Raw genomic sequence first — 24,941 nt, 5'->3', positions numbered from 1 at the left:
TCCTTCTAATTTGATCGTTTATAAAATGGTGTCTTTACTAATTTCGCTGCTAATTTTTTGCCGCGAATTTCGACAAACACTTCTGTATCCATGGAGATGTGTTCCGATTTTAATAAAGCAAGCCCAATATTTTTCTTTAACGTCGGTGATTGTGTACCTGTTGTCACCCATCCAATTTCTTCTCCATTGTTAGCGTATACCGGATAGCCATGACGGGGAATACCGCGTTCCGTCATTTCTAGTCCGACGAGTTTGCGCGCTGGACCGTTTTCTTTTTGGGCGGTTAAGACTTCGATCCCGATAAAGAAATCCTTGTTTGTTTTCACCGCAAAGCCAAGATTCGCTTCAATTGGTGAAATATCTTTTGATAATTCCTGTCCGTATAACGCTAAGTTAGCTTCAAAGCGAAGGGTATCGCGAGCACCTAAGCCGCAAGGGCGCACACCTTCTTCTTCTCCAGCCGCCAAAATCGTTTCCCATAGTTTAGCAGCATCAGCGCTTTGGCAATAAATTTCAAAGCCATCTTCTCCTGTATAGCCTGTGCGTGAAACAAGCGCTGATACTCCATTGACCATCACGTCTTGACGGAATTTAAAAAATTTAATTTCACTTAAATCGGTTTCTTTGACAAGCTTTTGAAGCACGCTTTCTGCTAAGGGTCCTTGCAAAGCAAGCTGCGCCCAATCATTAGACACATTTTCGATATGAACTTCTCCTTCTTCGTGCTGCTTCAACCAATCAAAATCTTTTTCTGTGTTAGCAGCATTCACAACAAGTAAATAATCCTCTTCGTCTAGCATATAAACAAGCAAGTCATCGACTGTTCCACCGTCTTCATAGCACATTGCTGTATAAATAGCACCATTAGGTGTCAATTTGGAAAGATCATTGGTCATCATTTTTTGGAGATACATAAGCGAGTCTTTGCCTTTGACTGTGATCTCTCCCATATGAGATACATCAAACAATCCTGCTTTCGTTCGGACCGCTTCATGCTCTTCTTTAATGCTTGAGAATTGAACAGGAAGCTCCCATCCACCAAAATCAATCGTTTTTCCACCAGATTGTTTATATACTTCAAACAGCGGTGTACGTTTTAAGTCTCCCATTAGCCTTCCCCCTTAATTATTGATTTTCGTGTAACATTTCATGTTGCTTCCCTCTTCATTTAGGCGCTTCCATACAAAAAAGACAGAGAACAGCTTATAAAAGTTGTTCTCTGTCCTTGAACCTGAAAGTTTACCCTGAATGAACAGGCTGTCTTCTTTGGTGGTTTCGTGAACGAAACACTCTCCAGAGGTGCGTCCAACAAGAGTTCTTTTGCCTGAGAGATTCACAAATGACTTGTTTGCTCCTTCGGCGCTGCATACACAGTCTCTCCCCTTGCCTTCATTCGCAATATTAAATTTAAAAATGGGCATACTATGAACATCCGCATATTCCAGATGATTATCGTTCGGTTTTTGCGAAATGACATAATATTTTGTTCAATTACATCCTACCATTAATGATGAAAGGTTCGCAATCATTTTTATAAAGGAGTTTTGCAGATGAGCATAGACATACTGTTTAATGAAGAGTGGGGAGAAGAACTTGAAAAAAGGTTTAACCAAGACGGCCCATGGGGAAGCTGGCCTCTTTTTCAATCAGCTACAAAAATGGAAACACGAATGTTAGTTAATGATTTTGAAGGATTGTTAGCCCCTGAGCTCTTACCGGACCTTGCGCCCTTGCCTCATCAGCTAGAAGCGGCTAGAAAAGTGATTGAGGAAATGAACGGAAAAGCTATTTTGGCAGATGAGGTGGGGCTTGGAAAAACGATAGAAGCAGGATTGATCTTGAAAGAATACTTAATTCGCGGATTAGTAAAAAAGGTATTGATTTTAACTCCTGCTTCCCTCGTCTCGCAGTGGACAAGTGAAATGAATCAAAAATTTTATATCCCTGCCGTCGCTCAACACAAATCATACGCTTGGGATCAATATGATATTGTAATCTCCTCTATTGATATGGCGAAAAGAAGTCCCCATAAAGAGAAAATTTATGAACAAGAATATGATTTGGTCATCATTGATGAAGCCCATAAACTAAAAAATCATAAAACGAAAAACTATCAATTTGTTCGGCATTTAAAAAAGAAATTTTGTTTATTGTTAACCGCCACCCCGATTCAAAATCGCCTCGATGAGATGTTTCATCTCGTTTCCTTATTAAAGCCGGGCCATTTAGGAAGCGAAACACAGTTCAGTGAACAATTTAAAAAAGGGGATCGCCAAGTACAAAACCATCAGCATTTAATGAAATTAATGGACAAAGTAATGGTTCGCCATCGCCGGCAAGATACAGGAGTGGAATGGACAGCAAGGAAAGTAGAAAATGTTCAAGTGGAATTTACCGAAGAGGAACGTGCTCTTTATGAAGTACTGGAAACATTTATTCGCCAACATCCAGAACAAATCGGTCACTCATTTTCTTTACTCACTTTGCAACGGGAAGCTTGTAGCAGTAAAGAAGCAGTGTTTTATACATTAAAAAATATGGCCGATCAATGGATGCAACACTCCGAAGCATTGCCTGAAAGTTTCCATAACGTGCTGGCCGCGATTGAAGGGCTCTCTCATAATTCGAAAGCTCAAAAAGCATTGGAACTCATTCAATCCATTGATGATAAAGTCATTGTTTTCACGGAATATCGAGCCACTCAGCTTTATCTGCAGTGGTTTTTTAAACAGCATGGTATCAGCTCAGTACCATTCCGTGGCGGATTCAAACGCGGAAAAAAAGATTGGATGAAAGAGTTATTTAAAAATCACGCCCAAGTATTAATTGCCACAGAAGCAGGCGGCGAAGGTTTAAACTTACAATTTTGTCATCATCTCATTAACTTTGATCTTCCATGGAATCCAATGAGGCTTGAGCAAAGAATTGGACGTATTCATCGTTTCGGTCAAACAAAAGACGTGCATATTTATAACTTTTCGATCAAAGATACCATTGAAGACCGAATTTTGCAGCTATTATACGAAAAAATTCATCTATTCGAGCAAGCCATCGGCGAACTAGATGATATTTTAACAAAAATGGAGATCCCTAATATGCAAGAGCATTTGACAGATATTTTTCAGCATTCGAAAACAGAAGGTGAATTGCAAATTAAAATGAGAAATTTCGAAGCGGCATTTGAATTAGCAAACGAATGGAAAAAGGAGGAAGAGATTATTGCACACAAACGAAATTCATCAATTTCTTGAACAATATTTTCATATGGCACAATGTTCAATTGTAGAAAAAAAACCTTATTTCATGAAGGTTCAATTAACGCCTGAATTGGACAAGGAACTAATGAACCGCCCTTTTTATTGGCATTATATTGAAAAAACCGGGTTAATGGGCGAACCGCTCTCATTGACATTAATTACTAACCAGAAAGAAGTTCAAGAGCCCCTCGAAGGAGAAGTTGTTCATTTCGGAGCTCCGCGTCTGCAGCAAATTTTTCAATCAGCCAAAAAACATGCTGGGTTCATCCGCCTTTATGAACAATCGCCAACCACTCATCAGCAAGCGCTTCATCCTTGGCTTCTTGCCAATGTGAAAGTCGCTTATGAAGCGGATCGAAAAAAAGAACAGTTTCATTCACTCGGACTGAATTTAATTAATGGTTATATTGAAGAACAATTTATGGACTTGCTTGAACGAAAATCACTCTTAGGAAAAATTCCAGATTTCTCATTTACCATTACCCCTTTAATTAAACCGTTAAGCGGCGTGCGACGAATTCAACAATTTCTAAAATCTCAACTGCAACATGAACATCAAGACTGGGCGAACGAAGCGATTAGAAGATGGGAGGAAGAGCTTTCCTTATTGACATCATTTTATGAAGGAGAAGAAGAAAAACCGGAAGCTTTTTTCCTTGAGAAAGATGCATTAAGAAAACGGTATGAACCAAAAATTAAAGTGGACATTGTAAATGGCGGAATCATTTATTTGATCCCGCCAAGTCACTGACTATCCACTTTTCCGAAACAACTGACGGAGAGCCCAAGGTACAACACCAAACCATCTGGATGAAAAGGCTGGTCTCTCTGTTTTCCGGCGTTGCCGTTTTTCTTTTCTCTCTTGTTTCGGTTCATTTAAATAAGCTAAAATTTTGTGAGTGGAATAGCGAATAAGTTCATAGATAGACAAACGGCCACACCTCCTATTAGACGGTGTTAGTTTCTCCGTTTCTTTTAAGATTTAAACGTTGCATCACTTCTTGTGCTACTTGTTCAGCTGTTTGATTCGTTGTATGAATAATGACATCTGCTGCTTCTCTATACAGTGGTAGCCTGCTTTCATACAGTTCTTCAATGCGGGATCGTTCTTGATTTTGAATAAGGGGTCGGCTCGTATCCCCTCTCAGCCGCTCAAAAATCACTGCTAAATCGGTTTCTAGAAAAACAACGGTCCCACATTGCTTCATTAGCTGTCGGTTCTTTTCTTTCATAATAATGCCGCCGCCTGTTGTCACGACTTTCTGTTCGTTTGTGCTTAATTTTTCAAGAACAGCCGTCTCTAACTCTCGAAAATAAGCTTCCCCTTTTTGTTCAAAAATCTCAGCAATCGTGATCCCTTCTTGCTGCTCAATATAAACATCCGTATCAATCACTGGCATTTGTAGTTGATCAGCTAGTAATTGGCCGATAGTCGTTTTGCCTGTTCCCATAAATCCCGTCATAAAAATGGTCGTCATCCCACAGATCTCCCTTCTTTCTCTTTCTATTATATCGGCTCTTTTGCTTCTATTCTAGACGTTTCACCATTTGCTTCGTCTTCTCGTCATAAATGACTTTTGAATAAAAGTTCGAATCCTTTTTCTTTGTTTTTAAGTGAATGATATATTGATCTTGATTCGTTTCTTCCGAGACCGAGTAATGAACCTCTCCCTTATTTGTCACAAATACTCCTGACGCTGCTGTCCCTTGATCTAGCTGCGAAGCCACATGCTGCAACGCAAGAAGCTCCATTACTTTCGTTTCGTAGTATTCCGTTAAATGCATGGCTGTTCTTTGCTTGCTGACAAAAATGTCGACTCCTAAAATAGCGGTTGATAACACAACGATAAACAGCAATAATACATAAGGAAATAACATGCCACGTTCATTCATGATCCATTGTTTCATGTCGTTCCCTCAGGCAACGCATAGAATTGGGCCTGTTCTTCTTCTCCATTCGTAAAAATGACTTTTACGCAAAGAGTTTGGCTCTCCCAATAGAATTGAATGGATTCCACTTGTTGCAGAATCATTTCATGCCCCATCCCATTAACTCTCCGCCTTACGCCCTTTTTATACTTTTCAATGGAAATCTTTTGCCCCTCATGTTGATAAGACAGCTTATCATTAGCTGGTGTCCATAACTGTGAAGCATACATTTCTTTTCGTAATTGAATGACAAATAACTCCCACTCTGACTTCCTACCAGGCTCTAGTTGCTCATTGACACGATAAACAGTCCCGTAAATCATCGGAAACAAAGTGGCTAATGTCATAAACACAAGCAAAATGAGCAATGATTCGATCATCGTAAAGCCTTTATTGCTGCTGAATACAAAAGCTCTTTCCGGAAACTTCCACACATGCTGCTGTTTTAGCTTCCCATGATACTTGATATTGTTCACCCTCTTCCACATAAACATAGGTAAAGTCAACATCTTCTTGAAAATATTTTTCTCCTTCTTCAAATAACACTCTCATCGCCTTTTCTCTCTCCCACAACGCTTTCGATTGACCAATCATTTGCAGAAGCAAAGGCAAAATGAAGATTGTTACGATAAGAATGGCCGAAAAAGACAACAAACTCTCCGCTAAAGAAAAACCCTGTTCATTGTTCTTCCACATAGAATCTCCCTTTCCCAATTTGAAACACCACTTTTATATACTTCTCCTTATATTGAAAAAGCATCGTACCAAAACGGTTCGTATTGCCGTTTGGTAAAAAACGAATTTCTTGCAACGAACCATCTAAATGTCGAATGGAATCGGGAAACTGTCTTTGCACAAGAATCGTCGAAGGAGCCGTCAATGTTTTCATTTGGTAGGCATCTCTTGTTGTCAATAATTGAACGTTGACAATCTGCTGTTTCGATATCGCATGGGACTGGGCAAGATAAAGATCCGCTTGTAATTGATCGATAAACTTCTCTTTTTCCATATTCTCGATCATCTTCGGATAAGGAATCATCGCAGCGGTTAATATAATTAAAACAATCGACAGAACCATCAGTATCTCAAGCATCGACATCCCCTTTTGATTCCGAAGAAAATTCACTTTAATCTTCAACCTTAACTTCCCCGTCTGAGCCAATCGTTAATTTGTTGCCATTTGGACAGGCTGTTTCATCCTTTTTCAAATAGCCTTTGTCCACCATCTCTTGAACGTCACTAGGATATTTCTTTTCCTCGATTCGAAAGGCTTGAACTTGCCCTTCAACCATCCGTGCAAAAGCACTGCAGCCTTTGCTATTAATATTCTTACTTTGCTTCGCCACATTCGGAATCGCAATAAAGAGCAAGACGGAAATAACCAATAACACAATCATCATTTCTATTAATGTGAATCCTTGATCATTTTTAAGTATTTTTCTCATTTTGTTCCCTCCGTTTATATCGATCCAACCATTTGAAACATCGGCAACATGACAGATAAATAGATGGCTACAACCACGATACCTACAAATAGAAAAATAGACGGTTGCAAAACAGCTAACATGTTCTTCACCCTTTTTTCAATGACCCTCTCGCAAAACTCGCTGAAAATAAACAGTTCTTCTGCCAGTCGGCCATTCGCTTCTCCATGACGAAGAAGCTTGGCTAATTGTTTTTCAAAGCACGGAATTTTCTCTGCCGCTTCAGCAAAAGAGTGACCGAGCAATAAAGCAGCTTTCATCTCAGCGGCTATATGCTTTAAGATCGGATGCATCATCTGTTGCTGCAAAATGAACAGCACCTCATTGACCGCAAAACCGCTCTTGAGCAAATAAGATACTTCCTTAGAAAACAAGCGTGTGAAAAACAGCGAAAAATAAGCAGAAACAACGGGTATTTTCATTAAAAAAGTGATTCTTTTCTGAGGAGTTTGTTTTTGATAATAAAGAAAGAACATGATAAACAGGATCAGAAATAGCGAAGTCATCATCAGAAATAGCGGTGGAGCAACCTGCAAAAAAGCAATTAGCGCAAACGTCCCTCCTTGTGGGGTAAAACCGAGTGAAGAATATAGCTCTTCAAAACGAGGCGTTAAAAAGCTGTTTAATAAAAATAACAGCATAAATAAAATGAACAGTAAAAACAATGGATATTGAAGCAATTTCGTTAGTTTTTCTTTCGCTTCTTCAGTTTTTTTCCATTGATCGCCGGCATGCTTTAATGTAGCGGGAAGATGTCCATGTTTTTCGGCAAAAAACACTTGAAGGCAAATGGTTGAAGGAAATTGAAGCAGCTGCAAAATTTCATTCAATGGAGTCCCTGCATTTAATTCGGATCGAATTAAGCGAATCGACTGCTGATGATTTCGATCAAAATTTAATAATAAAAACTCCAGGGCACCACCGATAGTAAAACCTTGCTGTAGCATCTCACCTAGCCGGAAAATAAATTCACCTTGATACTTTGTCGCTCTCCTCTTCTTCAAATACCCAACGATCATATTCTTTTTGAGAGAGATATCCAAGTGTAATCCCCTTTCTTAATACATCTTTTAGTAACGGATATTGATAATCTCCGTCCTCTCCCTTTGCTTCCTTCAGCACCTCTTGCAAATCTTTGCCACTTAAAATTTCATAAATGGTCGCTTGCTTACGTTTATTCCCAACCGAACATTGCAAAGAGCAGACAGCTCCACATTCAGGACACAGTAAATTCACAAGCCTCTGGGCCGTCACTGCCACGAGTGTTTGTTGAATCTCATGCCACTTTAAACCGAACTCTAACAGACGAAATACAGCTCCTTTGGCATCTCTTGTATGCAATGTCGTCAAAACTAAGTGACCCGTTAATGCGGCTCTGACGGCAATTTTCGCTGTTTCTTCATCGCGAATCTCCCCTACCATAATCACATCGGGGTCATGGCGCAAAATTGCTTTCAGTCCAGCAGAATAGGTGACACCGGCTTTTTCATTTACTTGCACTTGAAGCCAGCGATCATTTTGCTTTTCCACAGGGTCTTCTAGCGTAATCACATTCCTTCCATGTTGATTTGTACTATGCTGAATAAGCGAATAAAGGGTCGTTGTTTTACCGCTGCCAGTCGGCCCAGTCAGAATAATCATTCCATGAGAATGCGATAACAACGCCAATAATTTTCGAGCTGAATCTGGAAATAAAGATAGTTGACACATATCAAGGACGGCTTGCTGAGGCAATAATCGAATCACGAGGCTTTCTTTAGAGAGGGCCGTAGGAAGAGTAGAAATACGTAAAGAGACAACAAAGCCGGATAATTCTAACTGAAAAGAGCCACTTTGAGGCTTCCTTTTCTCGCCAATATCCATCGATGCCATAAATTTAATATGTGAGATTAATCGTTCTCCTTCTCGTAAAGAAAATTCAGTGTGAGGAACTAATTGACCAGAGGAACGGAATTGAATGGCATAGCCATGTTGACGAGGGATAAAGTGGATATCAGTAGAATTGAGGGCTAATGCTTGGCTCAATATCTCTTCGACCACCTTTTCAACCACCATATACAAATTTCACCACCTTTCACTTTGGCTACCCACTCATTTCGACACGAATAGCTGAACTCCTTCTTTTTTTTAGAATTTTTTTGCAAAGTAATTAGCTAAGTGACCATCGTCATTTTTATGATTTTTACTTATTTCCTATAAAACGAAAAAACGCTGAGAAAATGTACTTTCCCAACGTTTCTTTTTTCCATATCTGCTCAAAGTTACTTTCTAGCATAACATCCGATTCATCTGCTGCTTATTATTCGTTAAACCTCTTAATGCTTCTGGATGGTAGCCCACCACAAGCTGATTTCCGTCGGTTAATATAGGTCTTCTTAACAGTTTAGGTTCTTTCACCAATAATTTCACAACTTCTGATAGCGGAAGCTCATTCACATCCACTTTTAAATTTTTATACGTTTGACTTCTAGTAGCTAACAATTCATCTAATCCATCTGTCGTTAAAGATAGTAAATGAATCAGCTCCTCATAAGTCGGCGTTTCCCTAAATAAATGTCTTTCTTGAAAACCAACAGAATGAGCATTCAACCACTTTTTTGTTTTCCGGCATGAAGTGCAACTAGGATACGTATAAAAAATAATATCTGACATATTCACTTCCTCCTTCTTGATTCATTCCATGAATTAGGTTATACAAACTATTTAAATTAATTATACAACATTTGAACATTACTTGCACATATAATAAACAAAACTTTTTTCATCATTTATGTATGACTTTTATCATTTCTTTGCGATTGATTGTTCACTATAATGGGGACAATAAACAATATAGAGGTGTTGGAAATGGAACAAACATTAAAAATGACTGCCACACTAGCTGATGCCACAAGATTTTCTATTTATCAGTACATGATCAAGCATCAAAAAGAGGTATCCGTTCAACAAATCGCTGAACAATTTCAAATTCACCCTAATGTAGCACGGCTGCATCTTTCGAAATTGGAAGATATTCAAGTCATCAATTCCTATTTACACAAGTCTGGAAAAGGAGGACGACCAGGAAGATTATATAAACCTTCCGAAAAACCCGTTCAGCTTTCTTTTCCGCATAGAGATTTTCAGATGCTTGCTGATATTGCTTTAACCACTATCGCAGCCATGGGTGAATCTGGAATGAAAGAGGCTCAAAAAGTGGCTTATTCATTCGGTGAAAAAGTAATCAAACAAAAAACTGGCAATAGCCCAACTTTATCAAAGGAAGAAAAATTAGAACTATTACAAGAAGTTTCAGCGATGACTGGATATATTCCAGCAGTGGAAGAAAAAACGGATGGGATGCATATTCATTTCACCCTGTATAACTGCCCTTTTAAAGAATCAGTGGAGGAGTATGGCGAACTTACATGTAAAATACATATTGCTTTCTTAAAAGGAGCCTTCTGCCGCTTGTTCTCGGAGTTGTCTTTTCAGCAAACAGCAAGCATGACAGACGGCTGCAAAGAATGTACATATCATGTAATCGTCACAAAGTAACTGAAAGAAACATTTACAACTGCATGATTGTTCCATTATAATAAGATATTGATGGAGTGTTGTATAAAGGAGGGGATACATAATGGATCGGATGTTCCGTGTTTTAGCTTTTTGGACAGGCATCTTTTCAGTAATGTTTTATCTTGGCCATATGAATATTACTGCTCTAATCTTCTTAGGTCAAACAGGATTTTTCTTACTATTGAGCTATTTAAAATTAACTGAAAGAATGTATATTTATGTGTTTGCAGCGTACTTGACTGTATTCTTTGCAGGATTTACGTACTGGACTACGTTTATGGTAACTCCAGGAGCTGGGCATTAATTGCTCACAAAAACCAGCCTACTTTACAAGAGGCTGGTTTTTTCTGTTAGACATTGTTTGACTTTTCACTCATTTAACCTTAACATCAATGTCTACTCTATTACTCCGTTAAAATCCATTCAGGAAAGGATTGCTCTCCATCTCTTCTATCATGCTAGTTGCTGGTCCATGTCCAGGCAATACAATGGTTTCTTCAGGAAGAGATAACAAATGACGATGGATGCTTTCAATCAGCTGATCATGATTTCCCTGAGGCAAATCCGTACGCCCGATGCTTCCTCGAAAAAGAACGTCCCCGGAAAAAATCGCCTGACCTTGTTCATAATAATAAGAAATACTTCCCGGCGAATGACCTGGAGTATGAAATAATTTAAAATGAAAATTCCCGATTTGCAGTTCTTCTTCATTTGTCAAAATATGATCAGCAGGGTTGGCACTTACAATCCCCATGCGGAAAAATTCAGACCCATTTAAAGCAGGATTCATTAACCAATCTTTTTCTTCACTATGAAGGTAGACAGGAATATTAAATGCCTCGCGAACATCGTCAACAGCTCCGATATGATCAAAATGAGCATGGGTTAATAATACAGCTAACGGCGATAGCTCATTGGCATTCAGCCATTCTACTAGCCGATCCCCTTCTGCTCCTGGATCAAAAATAATACATTCGTTTTCACTATTAGATAACACATAACAATTTGTCTTCAATGTCCCTAATGGCAGTTGTGACCAATTCATGTTTTTCGCACACCTTTCTACTGGAATACTCTTATCGTACCAGTCCTTCATGGCTATGGAAAGAATATTACATTGCACCTCGACAAACCTTCCAAAAAAATATAAAATAGTGATGAGTATGTACTTGTTTTACATAGTTATTATAAACTCTATGGATATCGAGTAAATCAGAAAGGGGTTTGACAATGAACGGCTTAATTATTATTTTCGGTCTTGTTGCAATTCTTGCCGTATTCAGTTCATTGGGCGCATTAAAAAACAAAAATATTCTAGGTATTATTTTTGGCCTTGGAACTGTTGGCGTGTTCGGATGGTTTACAATCATGACCTTCATCCATTCTGGTTACCCTGGCGGACACTAAAATTCCACTACGGATAACTAGAGCATCAAAGAGCTGTCTCCACAAAGAGCATTGGCTGTTTCTCATAAAAAGAAAGGGCTTACTGCTTTAAGAGACAGCTCTTTTCTCATTTATTTCAATAAAGCCGCGATACATATACTTCTTGTTGCTTCATAAACGGCTGCTAATTGTGTCAGCGGCAGCGGGTTGCACCCCTTTCCAAGTTCGATCGTAAACCCGGGACGTTCGTACTCTTGAATAAACCAATCTTTAAATCCTGCATGACTATCGATAAAGTGAACAGCCTCATACCCGCTTACTCGCTCAAATCGCTCAGCTAACTGCTTAGACTCTTCCGGCTCTTTATTATTATACCCCCAATAAAATTCCGCTCCTTGTGTATGAAAAGCCAGGACGCGATCAAATTGCTCTCTCATTTGAAGTTCCGCCATGACAATTGCTTCAGGCTCACTTAGCGGCCGATCGCCTGGATAATCGCGGGCAGCGGGCGACTTAGGAAGCTTTCTTTCCTTCTCAATCTCCCAGCCAACAGGGTACTGATTATTTAAATCTACTCCTCGAATATTCGCTTTCCATCCTGAAAAATCAGTCAAACCGTGATTCATCGCCATTACCTGTTGAGCATTTGCTTTCGAGGGTCCATTAATCACTAGTTCGACTCCATCGGGATTGACCATCGGAACAATAGACAAGGCTGTTTCACTAAACAAAAACTGAGAGGACACCCCCTCTATTTCTCCATCTTGATCAACAGCCTCGGCATACTCCTTAACAAAAGACATGAGTGCAGAAGAAGTAATCCATTCGTTTGCATGAAAAGACCCATTAAAATGAACTTTCCTTTCCCCTTCTCCTATTTTTATTTCCCATATTGGACGGCCCTCTACACTTTTCCCAATTTCATACACATGAACAAAGGAATAGTTATTATTTAACTTACTTATATCTTTTAATAGCTGCTGAAAATCATAAGGCCGAAAGCATAAAAAAGACATGAAACCCCTCCTTATAGAAAGCCCTTATCTTCATATATATGCAGGCTAACCTGTCCACTTTTGTTAAACAAAAAAAGAAAAGCTCACCATAATAGGTAAGCTTTTCTTTACATTATTGGGCAAGCTTTTTGGCAGAGTTTGGATCATAAAAACGAAGCAAATCGCCATAAATAATCCGATCCGAATAACTTAACTCTGTAGATGCCTTCTCCATAAATGGTTCACAGTACTTTTTCTCTGTTGGCTGTTCAGTGTTTTTATCCCAACATTTATTATCCGCATATACATAGTCTTTCGTAGCAAAGCGTCCATCACGGAAGACGGCTAAATTTTCATGATCAGCAGATAGCAAGTCCTGTCCAAGTTGCAAGTCATCTTTTGTATTAATTCCAAGCAAATGAAGCAGTGTCGGTCGAATATCTACTTGACCTCCTACATTTTCAACCACTCTTCCTTTTACTCCAGGGATATGGATCATAAATGGAACTTTTTGCAACTGAGTGGACACAAATGGTGTCACTTCTTTCCCTAAATATTCACTCATCGCTTGGTCATGGTTTTCAGAAATGCCATAGTGATCTCCGTAAAGAACGATCACGGAGTTTTCATACAATCCTGAAGCCTTTAATTGCTCTACAAAACGCTTTAATGCTTCATCCGTATAACGGACGGTAACAAAGTAACGGTTCACCGTTCCATCTTTAGAAGTAAACTCATCAATGAACTTATCTTCTTCATCATAATAAAACGGATGGTGATTCGTTAACGTAATCATCTTTGAGTAGAAAGGCTGCTTCATTTCTTTCATATGCTCAACCGATTGCTCAAAGAACGGGATATCCTTCATTCCCCAGTTTACGCTGTTTTCGTCATTCACATCATAATCTCCCGCTTCATAAAAACGCTGATATCCTAAAGATTTGTACATAATATCGCGGTTCCAGAAGCTTTTATTATTGGCATGCATGGCATTCGTGTAGTAGCCATTTTCATTTAACTTTTCAGCCATTGAATGAAACTTATTACCAGAGTGAGTAAAGAAAACGGCCCCGCGGCTTAATGGATACAATGAGTTTTCAACAAGAAACTCTGCATCCGATGTTTTTCCTTGTCCTGTCTGGTGATAAAAGTTGTTAAAATACAAGCTTTCCTTCGCAAATTGATTCATAAATGGCGTAATTTCTTGACCATTGACTTTATTATTAATGACAAAGTCTTGAGTAGATTCCACCGATACAACAATCAAGTTCTTTCCTTTAGCGACGCCAAACAAGTCATCATTCGGTTTCGCGTAATTAGCATCGGCATAGTTTTCAATATCAGCTAGTTCGCTGCCATCTGCGAGCGCACGCTGCGCGGATGACTTAGACTGCAAAATCACATCATACACATGGTAATTAAATGTACCAATATTTTTAACAAGCATTTCTCTATCAAATGTTCTTGTTAAAAGTTGCGGACGCTCAATTTCAGATAAACCTAAGTTTAAAAACAGCATAGCGACCGCTGTTAAAAAATAAGCGCGCCGGTTCATTTTAGTCATGGAACGGAATGCAATAAATTTTGGTTTCACTTTTAAAATGACAGCTAACAAAATTAAGTCAACAAAGTAGAAAATATCGTACCATTTGAACTCTTCTGTGACACTGTTTCCTAAATCAGCAAAGTTACTTGTTTGGAACAACAGCGGCAACGTAATAAAGTCATTAAAAAAGCGATAGAATACTACATTCGCATAAAGTAAGATTGTTAAGAAAAAGCTTGTAATCATCACATAACGATTTCTTGCTTTATCACTCTTAAACAATAAACTTACTCCCAATACAAGCATGATAAAACTCAATGGATTAATAAATAAAATAATCTCTTGTAAAGTGTTTTCAATATCCATATGGAAGCTTGTTTTATAAGTAATATAAGTCTTCAACCACAAGAACAAAACAGCAACAGCAATTAATGTAACATTGTTGCGTAAGGTTCCTTTCATTAAATACCCTCCTTAGTACACCCCTCACAGCTCACACAATTGCTTATTTTTAGCAATTGTAAAAACATCATAGATAATCTTAATACTTTTTTTACAAAAAAGCAAACAAGAGAAAACAGAGATTTTGTAGAATAATAGGTTAGGTTACTAAAAATAACGTTAAAAAGGTGAGCAAACTCCATAGAGGAAAATAGAGCTTGTTCACCTTTGTTTATTCCATTTACAGAAAAAACAGATCTTTAGTCTCATTAGAAGAGCGGCATGGATTGCTTAATTAAAGAAGCCGCACCAACCACACCCGCTTCATTGCCGAGAACAGCTAAGTTAATTTTCGTTGAGTGCTTAACAGGAGAAAAGGCGAAGGTATGAAAGGCTTTCCTGACCGATTGCAAAAGGGGCTCTCCTGCTTTGGATACTCCTCCTCCTATCACAATGACATCCGGATTTAAAGCATGGCCAAGATGGGATAATGCTAGTCCGAGATAATAACTGCATTGTTCAACAGCGAAAGCAGCTAATTCATCTCCATTCTTTGCCGCAACAAACACATCTTTCGCACTAAATTTCCCCTGCATTCTTAAAGCAGAAGGCGTAGAAGTTGTTTGTAGTTGTTGCACAGCTAGTTGAACAATACCCGTAGCAGAAGCCACCGTTTCTAAACACCCTTTTTTTCCACAATTACACAAAAAACCATTTTCCGGCATTACGGTCATATGACCAATTTCTCCGGCTGCTCCACGCGCTCCGCGAACAACTTGACCGTTTACAATCACTCCACCGCCAACACCCGTTCCCAATGTGACGCAAATTAAGTTTTTTGCTCCGCCCCCAGCACCTTTCCACCTTTCTCCAAGAGCTGCACAGTTGGCATCATTCTCTACCATAACAGGAAGACCGATTTCTTTTTCTAAAAGAGCTTTTAAAGGGTAATGTTTCTCCCATCCTAAATTAACCGCTTCATACATCACTCCGCTTTCCGAAAAAGGACCTGGTGCACCTACACCTACCCCGAGAAGCTCCTCTTTGGACATCACCATTTCTACCAACTTCTTCTCTATTTCCCGGGCAATGTTCACAACAATTTTCTTCCCTTGATCCGAAACATCCGTGGGGATTTGCCAACTAACAATGATGTCTCCCTCTGTATTGATAAAAGCCATTTTTGTTGTCGTACCCCCAAGATCAACAGCTGCGATTAATGAAGGCTTCACATCATTCACCCGTTCTTTCGTTTCTCTTTTTCTTTTCGAATCTCATGTCGCAACAATAGTAACGCCATCTGAAACTCTTTTGGTTCTACTAGCTGGGACTGATTTAATTCTTTTAACTCCGCTTCCATTAACTCTAAATCAGCAACCCGATCTCCTATATACACAAACACGCCAAATCTTTTTAATAACTGTTGAACATCCCAGATTGTATTCATCGACACCTATCCTTTAAGCTAAATTTTACACATCTATTAGTTAAAACCTACATACAGTGCACCCGCTGTTATCATCATCGTTCCTGCTAGAAAAACGAGCTGTCTCCCTGCTTGGCTGTTGGTTGGCAAATGAGCGACACCAGCCGCTAAAAAACCGCCAATTAATCCGCCAATATGACCAGCATTATCGATGCCAGGCATTGTAAACCCAAACACAAGATTGATGATGATAATAAAGATAATATTCATTCCCATTGTTCGAAAAAACTGTCTTGGATACACTGTACCAAAATATAGCAAAGCACCAAAGCAACCAAATATCGCTCCGCTGGCTCCGGCTGATAGCGAATCATTCATTAAAAAGCTAGCCAATGTTCCTGTAAAGCCGGCAAATAAATAAATGAATAAAAAGCGCAATCGGCCAAAAATCTTTTCTACAGCTGTTCCTAACAAGTAAAGAGCCGCCGTATTCATCAACAAATGCAAAAAGCCGATATGCAAAAACATCGGAGTAAAAAACCGCCACCATTCTCCTTCAAAAATAAGCGGATTAAATTTTGCTCCAAAACGGATGAGGTTAGATGAATTCGTACTTCCTCCCGTTAATTCCATTAACATAAAAACAATGACCTGTATGCCAATAAATAAGAAAGAAAAGAACGGAGTGGCATAATTGAATAACTTTTGATCTTCTTGTTTTTTCTTTACCGAATAAGCAAGAACCGCTCGATGATAAGCATATGCTTCTTCATCCGAGCAACTGTCAAAAAAAGAAGACACAATCGCCTCTTGAAATAGCGGATTTAATTGATTTATTGTTTCCCTATGACGATCTTGACTGAATAAAATGGATGTCACCTTTGTTTTTTGCCCTTGCGGATAATAAAACGGGTCCTTCACATATTTTTCATAATCATCAATCGGAGAATGAGAGGATATGTAAATATTAACCACATTTAAAGAACGCTTTCCTAATCGCTTGCGAATACCTTCACCTATCGCAGACACACGTTCAATATCTTTGCGAAGATGATTAGACCAACCAACATCAGCACGTATTAATCGAATGAGTTGTGCGGATTTATTAGTGATATTTTCAAGCAGTATTTCCTGCCGATGATCAGCCATACTCATGATTTGATAATCTTTCTCCACTACAAAAAAATAAGCAAGCTTCCAAAATAGATTATTTTCATTCGAGCCCATCTCATCACTGCCTTTATTCTCATTTTACTCTTCTCTTACTATAACGAATGAAAAAAGGAGCTGTAAAGCCTAGGGTCTCTTTTTATTTTAAGGTTATGCGGAAACGGCCATAACAACTTTCCCCTCGTGTCTACTGACATTGTGCCAGACAGTTGAAGTCAGTCTATTGATTGGACAAAGCTTTATTCAGAAGAACAGTTATATAACTGCCTTTCTGTAATCAGCTGTTGGACAGGTAAGTCGTATGCTTCTCTCGGCACTTCTGCTAACAGTTGCTGCGAAAATAGGAGCGCTAGTGTAGGCCCTTGAAAATGTTCGAGAAATCGATCGAAATAACCGCCCCCAAACCCTAGGCGATATCCTCTCTGATCGAACGCCAACCCCGGCACAAGTAATACATCTATTTCTTTCGGCTCAACGTAAGCTGTTCTCAAAGGATCCGGTTCATATAAGCCTGAATACACCGTCTCAAGCTCACAGAAAGAAGTGAGCTGATAATAGTCCATACTCCGATCTGCTGGATTGCATTTCGGCACCACTACCTTTTTCCCCTCTTCCCATCCTCTGGTGATCAACGACCATGTATCCACTTCCGGCACACGAGAAACAGTGACTGCTATCGTCTCCGCTCTTTGCCATAACGGTAAGGAAAATAATTGTTGAGCAATTTGAAACGAGTATTGTTCATACTCTAATGTAGTCATTTTTGCTAAGCTTTCTTTCATCTGCTGCCGCAACAGCTGCTTATTCATATTCATCCCCCTTACTTTTTACGTGAAACAACAGCATCATTGAAGAAAACATTCATATAAAGAAAAAAAACAGCAGGAAAAGGATCCCGCTGCTTACTTTGTTTCACGATGAGTAGTAACACGCTTTTCTCTTGAACAATATTTTTTAAGTTCAAGACGATCAGGGTTGTTACGTTTGTTTTTCTTAGAAATATAGTTACGATCACCGCACTCAGTGCAAGCTAAAGTGATATTTACGCGCATCTTTTTTTCCCTCCAAACTTTTCAATACATCATTTGTATCTTCTTTACGACTTTTCTATAATATCACTTTTTTTTCGCAAATGCTAGTCTGTTTTTTTATTGTTCTGTTGTTTTCATGACCCACGGATGGGTATTTCGTTCAGTCCAACTAGCGGAAAGGGCATCACGCAAATGAAAACGCTTTAAAAGTTGTGTTGAATAGTCGCTAATTTGAACAATAGGCGGTTTTCGCGTACAGTCTATACCTGCAATGCCATGTTTCAATCTTTTTTCTGCTAACCAATACTGATAAGGGTTCCCAATATCTTGCCAATAAGCATCTGAACGATACACAAAAATGTTCTCAGAATCTTTTAAAATAACAGGGAACAGATCTTTAGCGAAATCCACTTTTCCTTTAAATGAATATCGCTGAAACACTTCTGGCTCCATAATATAAATGCCTGTATTAACAACCTTACTAAAGATTTGTTCTTTCGTTGGCTTTTCGAGAAAAGATAGTAATCGCCCTTCCTCATTCACTAAACAGATTCCAAAGTCTTCTGGATGCTCCACTTCCACAGCTACTAACGTCAAGAGCGCCCCCTTAGATTTATGAAATCGAATCGCTTCTTCCAATGAAACATTCGTCAACGCATCCCCACTCAATACAACAAATGTTTCTTGAAAACGGTTCGCGTGTTGAAAGAGGCTCCCTGCCGTCCCAAGCGGATCGTTTTCCTCAATATACGTCACATTGACACCAAAGAGGGAACCATCTCCAACATGATGTTTAATGCTTTCCTTTTTGTAACAGACGGTGAGGGTCACATCCGTAATTCCCTGCTTTCTGAAAAGTTCTAAGTTGTATTCTAACAGCGGTTTGTTTAGAAGAGGCACCATCGGCTTTGGTGACCAGTCCGTTAACGGTCTAAGTCTTTCCCCTCTACCTCCTGCTAAAATAACTCCTTTCATGAGCGCACACCTTCCATCTTTAAATTTACTATGGCCTGGTCATACACTTGCTTCGTCTGTACACTAATCTTCTGCCAATTATAAATATTTTTCGCTAATTCATAGCCACTCCTACTTATACGGTCATATAACTTCCGATCTTGTAAAAGCCGTTCTAATTGCAACTGAAGACTCCGCTCATCTCCGGGAATACACAATAATCCCGTTTCTTCATGCAAAACGAAAGAGGTTAATCCTCCTATATGGGACGCTATCACCGGCTTTTGCGCAGCCATAGCTTCTAAAGCAACAATACCAAAAGGTTCATAAAGACTTGGGAAAACGGCTATTTCACATTCTGTAAATAGACGACATCTCTCTTCCTCTGTTACAAACCCAATGAAGTGAACAAATGGAGCTAAATTCCGTTTTTCCACTTCTTTGCGAAAATAGTTTAGCAAAGGCCCTTTACCCGCAATGACAAATTGAATATTTTGTTTCGCTACAATCTTCTCCGCCGCTTCAATTAACACATGAAATCCTTTTTCTTTCACCATTCGTCCAATGGAAAAGACATAAGGGGTCTGCCTTTTCTGGACCGCCGCACCGCTTTGCTCATCAATAAATACTCCATTAGGGATAATGAAGATTGGTTTTTGCTTCTCTAAATAATACGTTTGCACTTCTTCTTTCATCGGCTGACTACAAACGATTAAATAATCGGATTGATTAATGAGACTTTTTTCTATATAACTAATTTCTAATTGCAAATCGGTAAAGTCCCCTTGAGTGCGACCAAATTCTGTGGCATGGATGGTGGTAATTAAAGGAAGATGAAAATAATCTTTACAAGAAAGGGCAACATAACTAACAAGCCAATCATGGGCATGAAGCAATTGGATTCTTCTCTCCCCTATCAACTCAACAGCCTTTTTAAGCATACACGCATTTAAATCTTTTAACCATTTTAAAAAATCAGGTTCACAACAATGGAGAGGGCCCGTTCGGAATACATGAACACCTTCGTCACACTCATAAGAAGGCGCACCCGGTGCCGCTGCCGTAATCACATAAATCTCGAGGCCTTCCTTCACAAGCGAAATCGCTAAATCATGTACATGTCGGGATAAGCCCCCAACAATTCTAGGCGGATACTCCCAAGTAAACAAAAGGACTCCTCTTTTCTCGTCCGTTAAATGATGACTTTCCGCTTTTTTCTCTTGCGTTGGCGCACTCATTTCCAGCAACAGCCGTTCATAGCGCTGTTGAATAAAGTCATAGTCACAAAGATCTTGACGAATTCCTTCATATATATAGTGAAATGCATGATAATAATTCATTCGCTCTTCCTCAGAAGCACGATGAGCAATAGCATATAAATAATACATCCATTCTTGGATAAGCGCTTGTAACAAAAAGCTCTCCTCATCAGGCAAACGTTCCTTAACTCTAGCAATCTTTCGTTCCATTTCAGAAGCGAGCATGGAGCATTCGAGCGCATGATCATCCAACAAAGGACGCTTACGAAAATGTAAATAGCAAAACGGCACGTGAATAAGCTTTTCTTCGTCTCTTCTCGATTCTGTACACACATGTTTCGTATTTTTTACCAGTTGCTGAAAGAACGAAAGAGAAGCTCGCGGCAATGGTACATAGACAGGTATATCACCGATTTCCCATGGATGCTCATCGTCAACAGCACAAATTGGTTGAATCTTCACTCCGTAAGCCGTTTTGTACGTATATTTCTTCTTGCCTTCCATCGGTGGAAGAGCCTGATCTTCAAGAAATATGTATGTGATTCCATATTTTTTTAAAAACACATCTATTCCTGAAGTATATGCACATTGAGGCAACCATAGACCTTTCGGCGCGCACTGAAAACAAGCTTGCCAAATTTGAATTGTTCGATTTAATTGATCGTCCATTGCTTCTGGCGTGTGTAAAATAGTTAAAGGAAAATCACTGATCACTGAAGAGATAGCTGCTAAACGGCCACATTTCATATAATAATGAAATGCTTCGATCAATTCACCGTGCCACTCCGCCCAATGTTCCAATAACAATGGGTGCTTTTCACCGTCTGCACTAGAAAAATAATGCTCAACAGCTTCTTTAAAAGTAGATGACTGAAACCAGTTAAGCATTAATGGATTAAAAATAACGCCGATGCAGCCATGAACAGGCAGCTTTTTCAATAAATCTATTAATCCTAAATATTCTTCAAGTATATGTTGAAGATAAGATGATCTTTCTTGGTGGTTGAATAAAAGGAACGGACGAAAAGGAACAGATGGGTGCAAAATAATAGAAGAAACTTTTTCACTCATGGTCTTCCTCCAATGAATGTTCATAATAAGAATACGTGCTTATATGTTCTACCCAAAGAGGTCTATCTACTTCATCCTTTTGATATTGTTCGATCGTTGAATACATCATGAGTTGCTGCTCCGCCTGTTCATAAGGGGTATGAATAGGATTGGATCGAAGAAGAGGGAAAAAACTTTGTTGCTCTGTCAAAAATCCAATTTCACATATATAAGAACGATTTCTTCGCAAACCTTTCACAAACCAATAATGACTGTTTGTGGGCACTTTAAAACTATGCATATGATGAGCATTGCTTCCATTAAATATAATGTCTGATACATCGTACAACCTTAAGTCATAGGCCGTTTGATTTATAGGAGTCTGAAACATATGCTGAATCGCTTGAAGAAACCACTCTTCCAGTTCCCATTGGCAAACAACTCGGTTCGGTGAAGTAAGCGTAAGTGTTAGAAATCCCGCTATAAAGCCTCCCATTTTTTCGTCTTTAGAAGAAAAGACAAAAGGGTTTGTCGCTTTCTCTAACCCATCAGCATCCTTTTGGATTTCCCCCCACTGGTAACGAACCTTCCCAATGGAAAGACCTAATATTTCAGCAATGCTTTGTAGCGTTTTTCCTTCTTTTTTCAACTTAATAATTTCCGCTCGCAACATTCTCACCCTATTCAGCATCTTTTTCGTTCTTCTTTTCATCGTAACATTGTCCCACATAATCCACAATGTACACATATTGTCGCAATATGACTATTTTTCCCTAACGAAGCTAGTAGAAACAGACTAAATATGATATAAATAACTTGAGTAATCAAACATCGAGGTGACGATATAACATGTACGGACTAGTGATTGGTCTTGCCGCTGCTGCGGTCATTTTCTTTCTTCTTTCGCTTTTTCAAAAAGACCGCTATAAACAGTTATCTAAAGAAGTCGACGATCTATCTATGCAGCACTTGCAAGAAAGTTATCAGCTCAAACAAAAAATTAAAATATTAGAAGAAGAACTGTTTTTAGATGACTCTTTCGAATTAAATAAAGAAATAGCTACCGAACCAAACGTGAGCGCCATCATCAAGAATCAAGTCATTTCCTTATACTACCAAGGAACCCATATAGACGCCATCGCTAAACAGTCTTCCCTTTCTACTAAGCAAGTGAAACAAATATTGAAAACATATATGGATCAAAAGGAGTAAAGTCATGGATAAACAAACGACAAGAGCGTTCGCAGCTGGATTATTCACGGCTTCACTAGCCCTATTGTTCTATTTACAAACAACAGCCATGCCTAAGACCACAGACAAAGCAATGATTAAATCCTTGCAAGAAAAAAACTATGTCATCTTATCGAAACAAGAATTTGAACAACAAACGACAAAAATGGATCAGCTGCAAAAGAAAATAGATACTCTCTCTAAACCTAAGAAGACAAAGGAAAATAGAGCAAGCAAAAAAGAAAACAGCAAGCCGTATTACACATTAAAAATCACTCCCGGGATGACTTCTTCCGATATCGGTGAGGCTCTTGAGAAAGCGGGCATGATTAAAAGTGCCGAAGAATTCAATACCTTCCTCACGAACAATGACTATGCTAAAAAAATTCAAGTAGGCGAATATAAAATTTATTCCTCGATGTCCATGAAGCAACTGGCTGTTCTATTGACCAATAGATAAAAAAAGTTAGCAGATCGATGACTGCTAACTTTTTTCGTGTTTATCCGAATCTTCCTGAAATATAATCTTCTGTACGAGCATCTTGAGGGCGATTGAAAATGACTTCTGTATCATTAAACTCAACAACCTCACCGCTTAAGAAGAAAGCCGTTTTGTCAGAAATACGAGCAGCTTGTTGCATGTTGTGCGTCACAATGATGATTGAGTACTGCTCTTTTAACTCTTGAATTAACTCTTCTACTTTTAATGTTGATACTGGATCAAGAGCAGAAGTGGGTTCATCCATTAAAATAACATCCGGCTCTAAAGCTAAACAGCGGGCAATACATAAACGCTGTTGCTGTCCTCCGGATAAACCATATGCCGGATCATGAAGACGATCTTTCACTTCCTCCCATAAAGCAGCACCGCGCAAGCTTTTCTCCACTGTTTCATTCACGATTTGTTTATCTTTAATTCCATGAATTTTTAAGCCGAAAGCAACATTTTCATAAATCGATTTTGGAAAAGGATTAGGTTTTTGAAACACCATTCCTACTCTTGTCCGCAATTCTTCTACTAGAAAGTTTTTGTTAAAAATGTCGCGTCCGCGATATTCAATAACACCGGAAGTTTTTACATCTGGTACAAGATCAATCATTCGATTGAGCGTTTTAATATACGTAGATTTGCCACAGCCAGAAGGACCGATAATGGCCGTTACTTCCTTCTCCATGATTTCTAAGTGAATATTTTTTAAGGCATGATGATTTCCATACCAAAGATTACAATTTTTCGTACTATAGACTGCTTTGCTTTCGTTCGCTACATTCTTTTGAGCTTTCACTACCTCTAGTGCCATTGATTTTCCCTCCAATTAATTTTCCCTCAGTATAGTTAATATCTTTGTTGGTATCGATTACGAATCCAAACAGCGACAGAATTCATCAAAATCAGAATCACAAGCAGAATGATAATACCAGCTGCGGCTAATAAATGGAACTCCTCTTGTGGTCTGCTCGTCCAGTTGTAAATTTGCATTGGCAAAGCTGTAAACTGATCCAGCATAGACTTAGGTAAAAACGCAACGAATGTTGGAATCCCGATCACTACAAGCGGAGCTGTTTCTCCAATCGCTCTTGAGAAAGATAAGATGCTTCCAGTTAAAATCCCAGGAAGAGCAGACGGAAGCACGACCCGTAAAATCGTTTGCCACTTTGTCGCCCCAAGTCCAAAAGATGCTTCTCTCAACTCATTTGGCACTGCTCGAATCGCTTCTTGGGAAGCAACAATAATAACCGGAAGAATTAATAAGCTCATGGTTAATCCTGCGGCTAACACGCTATTGCCAAGGAATAACACACGAACAAAAATCGTTAAGCCTAGCAAACCGAAGACAACGGACGGTACGCCAGCCAGATTGGAAATGTTCATTTGAATCCATTGAGTCATTCGATTCTTCTTCGCATATTCTTCAAGGTAAATAGCAGCACCTACCCCTAACAAGGTAGAAACAGGTACAACTACAGCCATCATCCAAAGGGTCCCCACTAAGGCCGCTTTAATTCCAGCTTGCTCTGGACGTCTTGAAGCAAAGTTTGTTAAGAAATCTAACGAAAGATGGCCAGCCCCTTGAGAAAAAATTCTAGCAAGAAGAATGATTAAAATGATTGATGTCAGGATAGTTGCTGTTAAGAAAATTCCTTTATATAAATTATTTTTCATTAGACGTGTAGGAATATTTCCTACCATTTCATCTGTATTAATCCGCTTTTGGACGTTCTGC

The 24,941-nt window shown here is 39.0% G+C and carries 31 protein-coding genes and 2 riboswitches; of the genes, 7 read left to right on the top strand and 24 right to left on the bottom strand.

Translation table 11 applies throughout. From position 1 onward, the window contains the following. Positions 1–5: 5 nt before the first annotated feature. Positions 6–1,109 carry a glycine cleavage system aminomethyltransferase GcvT gene (gene gcvT / locus IRB43_RS02125; RefSeq protein ID WP_203361774.1) on the bottom strand — a complete coding sequence of 368 codons (1,104 nt, stop codon included), beginning with the start codon at positions 1,107–1,109 and terminating at the stop codon, positions 6–8. Positions 1,110–1,217: 108 nt separating this feature from the next. After that, positions 1,218–1,299: riboswitch (glycine riboswitch) on the bottom strand. Positions 1,300–1,302: 3 nt separating this feature from the next. Continuing rightward, positions 1,303–1,393, bottom strand: a riboswitch (glycine riboswitch). Positions 1,394–1,550: 157 nt separating this feature from the next. Between gcvT and IRB43_RS02120 the strand changes: the two genes are divergently transcribed. Together IRB43_RS02120 and IRB43_RS02115 are read left to right on the top strand one after the other, a co-directional pair. Further along, on the top strand, positions 1,551–3,251 hold the full coding sequence (locus IRB43_RS02120) for a DEAD/DEAH box helicase (RefSeq protein ID WP_203361773.1): 1,701 nt from the start codon (positions 1,551–1,553) through the stop codon (positions 3,249–3,251). Beyond that, complete coding sequence (locus IRB43_RS02115) at positions 3,220–4,008, top strand: YqhG family protein (protein ID WP_203361772.1); 789 nt, start codon at positions 3,220–3,222, stop codon at positions 4,006–4,008. The genes IRB43_RS02120 and IRB43_RS02115 overlap by 32 nt, the downstream gene beginning before the upstream one ends. Here the strand turns inward: IRB43_RS02115 and IRB43_RS02110 are convergent, their stop codons facing one another. From IRB43_RS02110 to IRB43_RS02065, 10 genes are all read right to left on the bottom strand, one after another. Then, positions 4,009–4,188, bottom strand: a complete 180-nt coding sequence (locus tag IRB43_RS02110; protein WP_203361771.1) for a YqzE family protein — start codon at positions 4,186–4,188, stop codon at positions 4,009–4,011. A 16-nt stretch (positions 4,189–4,204) separates the two neighbouring features. After that, a complete protein-coding gene (locus IRB43_RS02105; RefSeq protein ID WP_203361770.1) occupies positions 4,205–4,735 on the bottom strand; it encodes a shikimate kinase in 531 nt (176 codons plus the stop codon). A 49-nt stretch (positions 4,736–4,784) separates the two neighbouring features. Further along, entirely contained in the window at positions 4,785–5,165 is a 381-nt protein-coding gene (locus IRB43_RS02100; RefSeq protein WP_203361769.1) for a competence type IV pilus minor pilin ComGG, read from the bottom strand. Next, positions 5,162–5,566 (bottom strand): competence type IV pilus minor pilin ComGF, encoded by a 405-nt coding sequence (gene comGF / locus IRB43_RS02095; protein WP_203361768.1) that lies wholly within the window; start codon positions 5,564–5,566, stop codon positions 5,162–5,164. The genes IRB43_RS02100 and comGF overlap by 4 nt, the downstream gene beginning before the upstream one ends. 10 nt (positions 5,567–5,576) lie before the next feature. Continuing rightward, entirely contained in the window at positions 5,577–5,882 is a 306-nt protein-coding gene (locus IRB43_RS02090) for a type II secretion system protein (RefSeq protein ID WP_203361767.1), read from the bottom strand. After that, the gene (gene comGD, locus IRB43_RS02085; RefSeq protein WP_343070788.1) at positions 5,866–6,312 is read right to left on the bottom strand and encodes a competence type IV pilus minor pilin ComGD; all 447 of its coding nucleotides are present in this window, start codon (positions 6,310–6,312) and stop codon (positions 5,866–5,868) included. The genes IRB43_RS02090 and comGD overlap by 17 nt, the downstream gene beginning before the upstream one ends. Position 6,313: 1 nt before the next feature. After that, positions 6,314–6,631, bottom strand: coding sequence for a competence type IV pilus major pilin ComGC (comGC, locus tag IRB43_RS02080; protein ID WP_203361765.1), 318 nt, complete (start codon positions 6,629–6,631; stop codon positions 6,314–6,316). 14 nt (positions 6,632–6,645) lie between these two features. Beyond that, positions 6,646–7,689 (bottom strand): competence type IV pilus assembly protein ComGB, encoded by a 1,044-nt coding sequence (gene comGB, locus IRB43_RS02075; protein WP_275296745.1) that lies wholly within the window; start codon positions 7,687–7,689, stop codon positions 6,646–6,648. Beyond that, positions 7,640–8,725, bottom strand: coding sequence for a competence type IV pilus ATPase ComGA (gene comGA / locus IRB43_RS02070; RefSeq protein ID WP_203361763.1), 1,086 nt, complete (start codon positions 8,723–8,725; stop codon positions 7,640–7,642). The genes comGB and comGA overlap by 50 nt, the downstream gene beginning before the upstream one ends. A gap of 213 nt (positions 8,726–8,938) precedes the next feature. Beyond that, on the bottom strand, positions 8,939–9,322 hold the full coding sequence (locus tag IRB43_RS02065; RefSeq protein ID WP_203361762.1) for a Spx/MgsR family RNA polymerase-binding regulatory protein: 384 nt from the start codon (positions 9,320–9,322) through the stop codon (positions 8,939–8,941). A gap of 195 nt (positions 9,323–9,517) precedes the next feature. On the opposite strand from IRB43_RS02065, the gene IRB43_RS02060 reads away from it, so the two are divergent. Continuing rightward, positions 9,518–10,207 carry a helix-turn-helix transcriptional regulator gene (locus IRB43_RS02060; protein WP_203361761.1) on the top strand — a complete coding sequence of 230 codons (690 nt, stop codon included), beginning with the start codon at positions 9,518–9,520 and terminating at the stop codon, positions 10,205–10,207. An 82-nt stretch (positions 10,208–10,289) separates the two neighbouring features. Further along, positions 10,290–10,532 (top strand): DUF2626 domain-containing protein, encoded by a 243-nt coding sequence (locus IRB43_RS02055; RefSeq protein ID WP_203361760.1) that lies wholly within the window; start codon positions 10,290–10,292, stop codon positions 10,530–10,532. A gap of 108 nt (positions 10,533–10,640) precedes the next feature. Here the strand turns inward: IRB43_RS02055 and IRB43_RS02050 are convergent, their stop codons facing one another. Next, complete coding sequence (locus tag IRB43_RS02050; RefSeq protein ID WP_203361759.1) at positions 10,641–11,273, bottom strand: MBL fold metallo-hydrolase; 633 nt, start codon at positions 11,271–11,273, stop codon at positions 10,641–10,643. A 185-nt stretch (positions 11,274–11,458) separates the two neighbouring features. On the opposite strand from IRB43_RS02050, the gene IRB43_RS02045 reads away from it, so the two are divergent. Further along, complete coding sequence (locus IRB43_RS02045) at positions 11,459–11,635, top strand: DUF2759 domain-containing protein (RefSeq protein ID WP_203361758.1); 177 nt, start codon at positions 11,459–11,461, stop codon at positions 11,633–11,635. 110 nt (positions 11,636–11,745) lie between these two features. Here the strand turns inward: IRB43_RS02045 and IRB43_RS02040 are convergent, their stop codons facing one another. From IRB43_RS02040 to IRB43_RS01995, 10 genes are all read right to left on the bottom strand, one after another. Continuing rightward, a complete protein-coding gene (locus IRB43_RS02040; protein WP_203361757.1) occupies positions 11,746–12,630 on the bottom strand; it encodes a M14 family metallopeptidase in 885 nt (294 codons plus the stop codon). A gap of 112 nt (positions 12,631–12,742) precedes the next feature. Beyond that, positions 12,743–14,617: an LTA synthase family protein gene (locus IRB43_RS02035; protein WP_203361756.1), complete on the bottom strand. Its 1,875-nt coding sequence runs from the start codon at positions 14,615–14,617 to the stop codon at positions 12,743–12,745. A gap of 248 nt (positions 14,618–14,865) precedes the next feature. Beyond that, entirely contained in the window at positions 14,866–15,828 is a 963-nt protein-coding gene (locus IRB43_RS02030; protein ID WP_203361755.1) for an ROK family glucokinase, read from the bottom strand. A gap of 5 nt (positions 15,829–15,833) precedes the next feature. Continuing rightward, on the bottom strand, positions 15,834–16,043 hold the full coding sequence (locus IRB43_RS02025) for a YqgQ family protein (RefSeq protein WP_203361754.1): 210 nt from the start codon (positions 16,041–16,043) through the stop codon (positions 15,834–15,836). 36 nt (positions 16,044–16,079) lie between these two features. After that, on the bottom strand, positions 16,080–17,249 hold the full coding sequence (locus tag IRB43_RS02020) for a rhomboid family intramembrane serine protease (RefSeq protein WP_203361753.1): 1,170 nt from the start codon (positions 17,247–17,249) through the stop codon (positions 16,080–16,082). 182 nt (positions 17,250–17,431) lie between these two features. Further along, a complete protein-coding gene (locus tag IRB43_RS02015) occupies positions 17,432–18,001 on the bottom strand; it encodes a 5-formyltetrahydrofolate cyclo-ligase (protein WP_203361752.1) in 570 nt (189 codons plus the stop codon). Positions 18,002–18,094: 93 nt separating this feature from the next. Next, positions 18,095–18,244 carry a 50S ribosomal protein L33 gene (gene rpmG, locus IRB43_RS02010; RefSeq protein WP_203361751.1) on the bottom strand — a complete coding sequence of 50 codons (150 nt, stop codon included), beginning with the start codon at positions 18,242–18,244 and terminating at the stop codon, positions 18,095–18,097. A gap of 96 nt (positions 18,245–18,340) precedes the next feature. After that, entirely contained in the window at positions 18,341–19,198 is an 858-nt protein-coding gene (locus tag IRB43_RS02005) for a nucleotidyltransferase family protein (RefSeq protein ID WP_203361750.1), read from the bottom strand. Further along, entirely contained in the window at positions 19,195–21,507 is a 2,313-nt protein-coding gene (locus IRB43_RS02000) for a glycosyltransferase (protein ID WP_203361749.1), read from the bottom strand. Before IRB43_RS02000 ends, IRB43_RS02005 begins: the two co-directional genes overlap by 4 nt. Then, positions 21,500–22,198 carry a DUF4912 domain-containing protein gene (locus IRB43_RS01995; RefSeq protein WP_203361748.1) on the bottom strand — a complete coding sequence of 233 codons (699 nt, stop codon included), beginning with the start codon at positions 22,196–22,198 and terminating at the stop codon, positions 21,500–21,502. Before IRB43_RS01995 ends, IRB43_RS02000 begins: the two co-directional genes overlap by 8 nt. Positions 22,199–22,335: 137 nt before the next feature. Between IRB43_RS01995 and IRB43_RS01990 the strand changes: the two genes are divergently transcribed. Both IRB43_RS01990 and IRB43_RS01985 read left to right on the top strand, forming a co-directional pair. Continuing rightward, positions 22,336–22,698, top strand: a complete 363-nt coding sequence (locus IRB43_RS01990) for a hypothetical protein (RefSeq protein ID WP_203361747.1) — start codon at positions 22,336–22,338, stop codon at positions 22,696–22,698. Between the two features lie 4 nt (positions 22,699–22,702). Beyond that, positions 22,703–23,176 carry an endolytic transglycosylase MltG gene (locus IRB43_RS01985; protein WP_203361746.1) on the top strand — a complete coding sequence of 158 codons (474 nt, stop codon included), beginning with the start codon at positions 22,703–22,705 and terminating at the stop codon, positions 23,174–23,176. Positions 23,177–23,216: 40 nt separating this feature from the next. Here IRB43_RS01985 and pstB read toward each other — a convergent pair whose 3' ends face one another. Next, entirely contained in the window at positions 23,217–24,017 is an 801-nt protein-coding gene (gene pstB, locus IRB43_RS01980; protein ID WP_203361745.1) for a phosphate ABC transporter ATP-binding protein PstB, read from the bottom strand. Between the two features lie 35 nt (positions 24,018–24,052). Beyond that, positions 24,053–24,880: a phosphate ABC transporter permease PstA gene (gene pstA, locus IRB43_RS01975; protein WP_481748106.1), complete on the bottom strand. Its 828-nt coding sequence runs from the start codon at positions 24,878–24,880 to the stop codon at positions 24,053–24,055. Between the last annotated feature and the right edge of the window lie 61 nt (positions 24,881–24,941).

This window comes from Bacillus sp. REN10 (assembly GCF_016820555.1).
Classification (GTDB): domain Bacteria; phylum Bacillota; class Bacilli; order Bacillales; family Domibacillaceae; genus Bacillus_CE.
The sequence above is the reverse complement of the archived record's forward strand: the minus strand, read 5'-3'. Positions and strand labels throughout refer to the sequence as shown.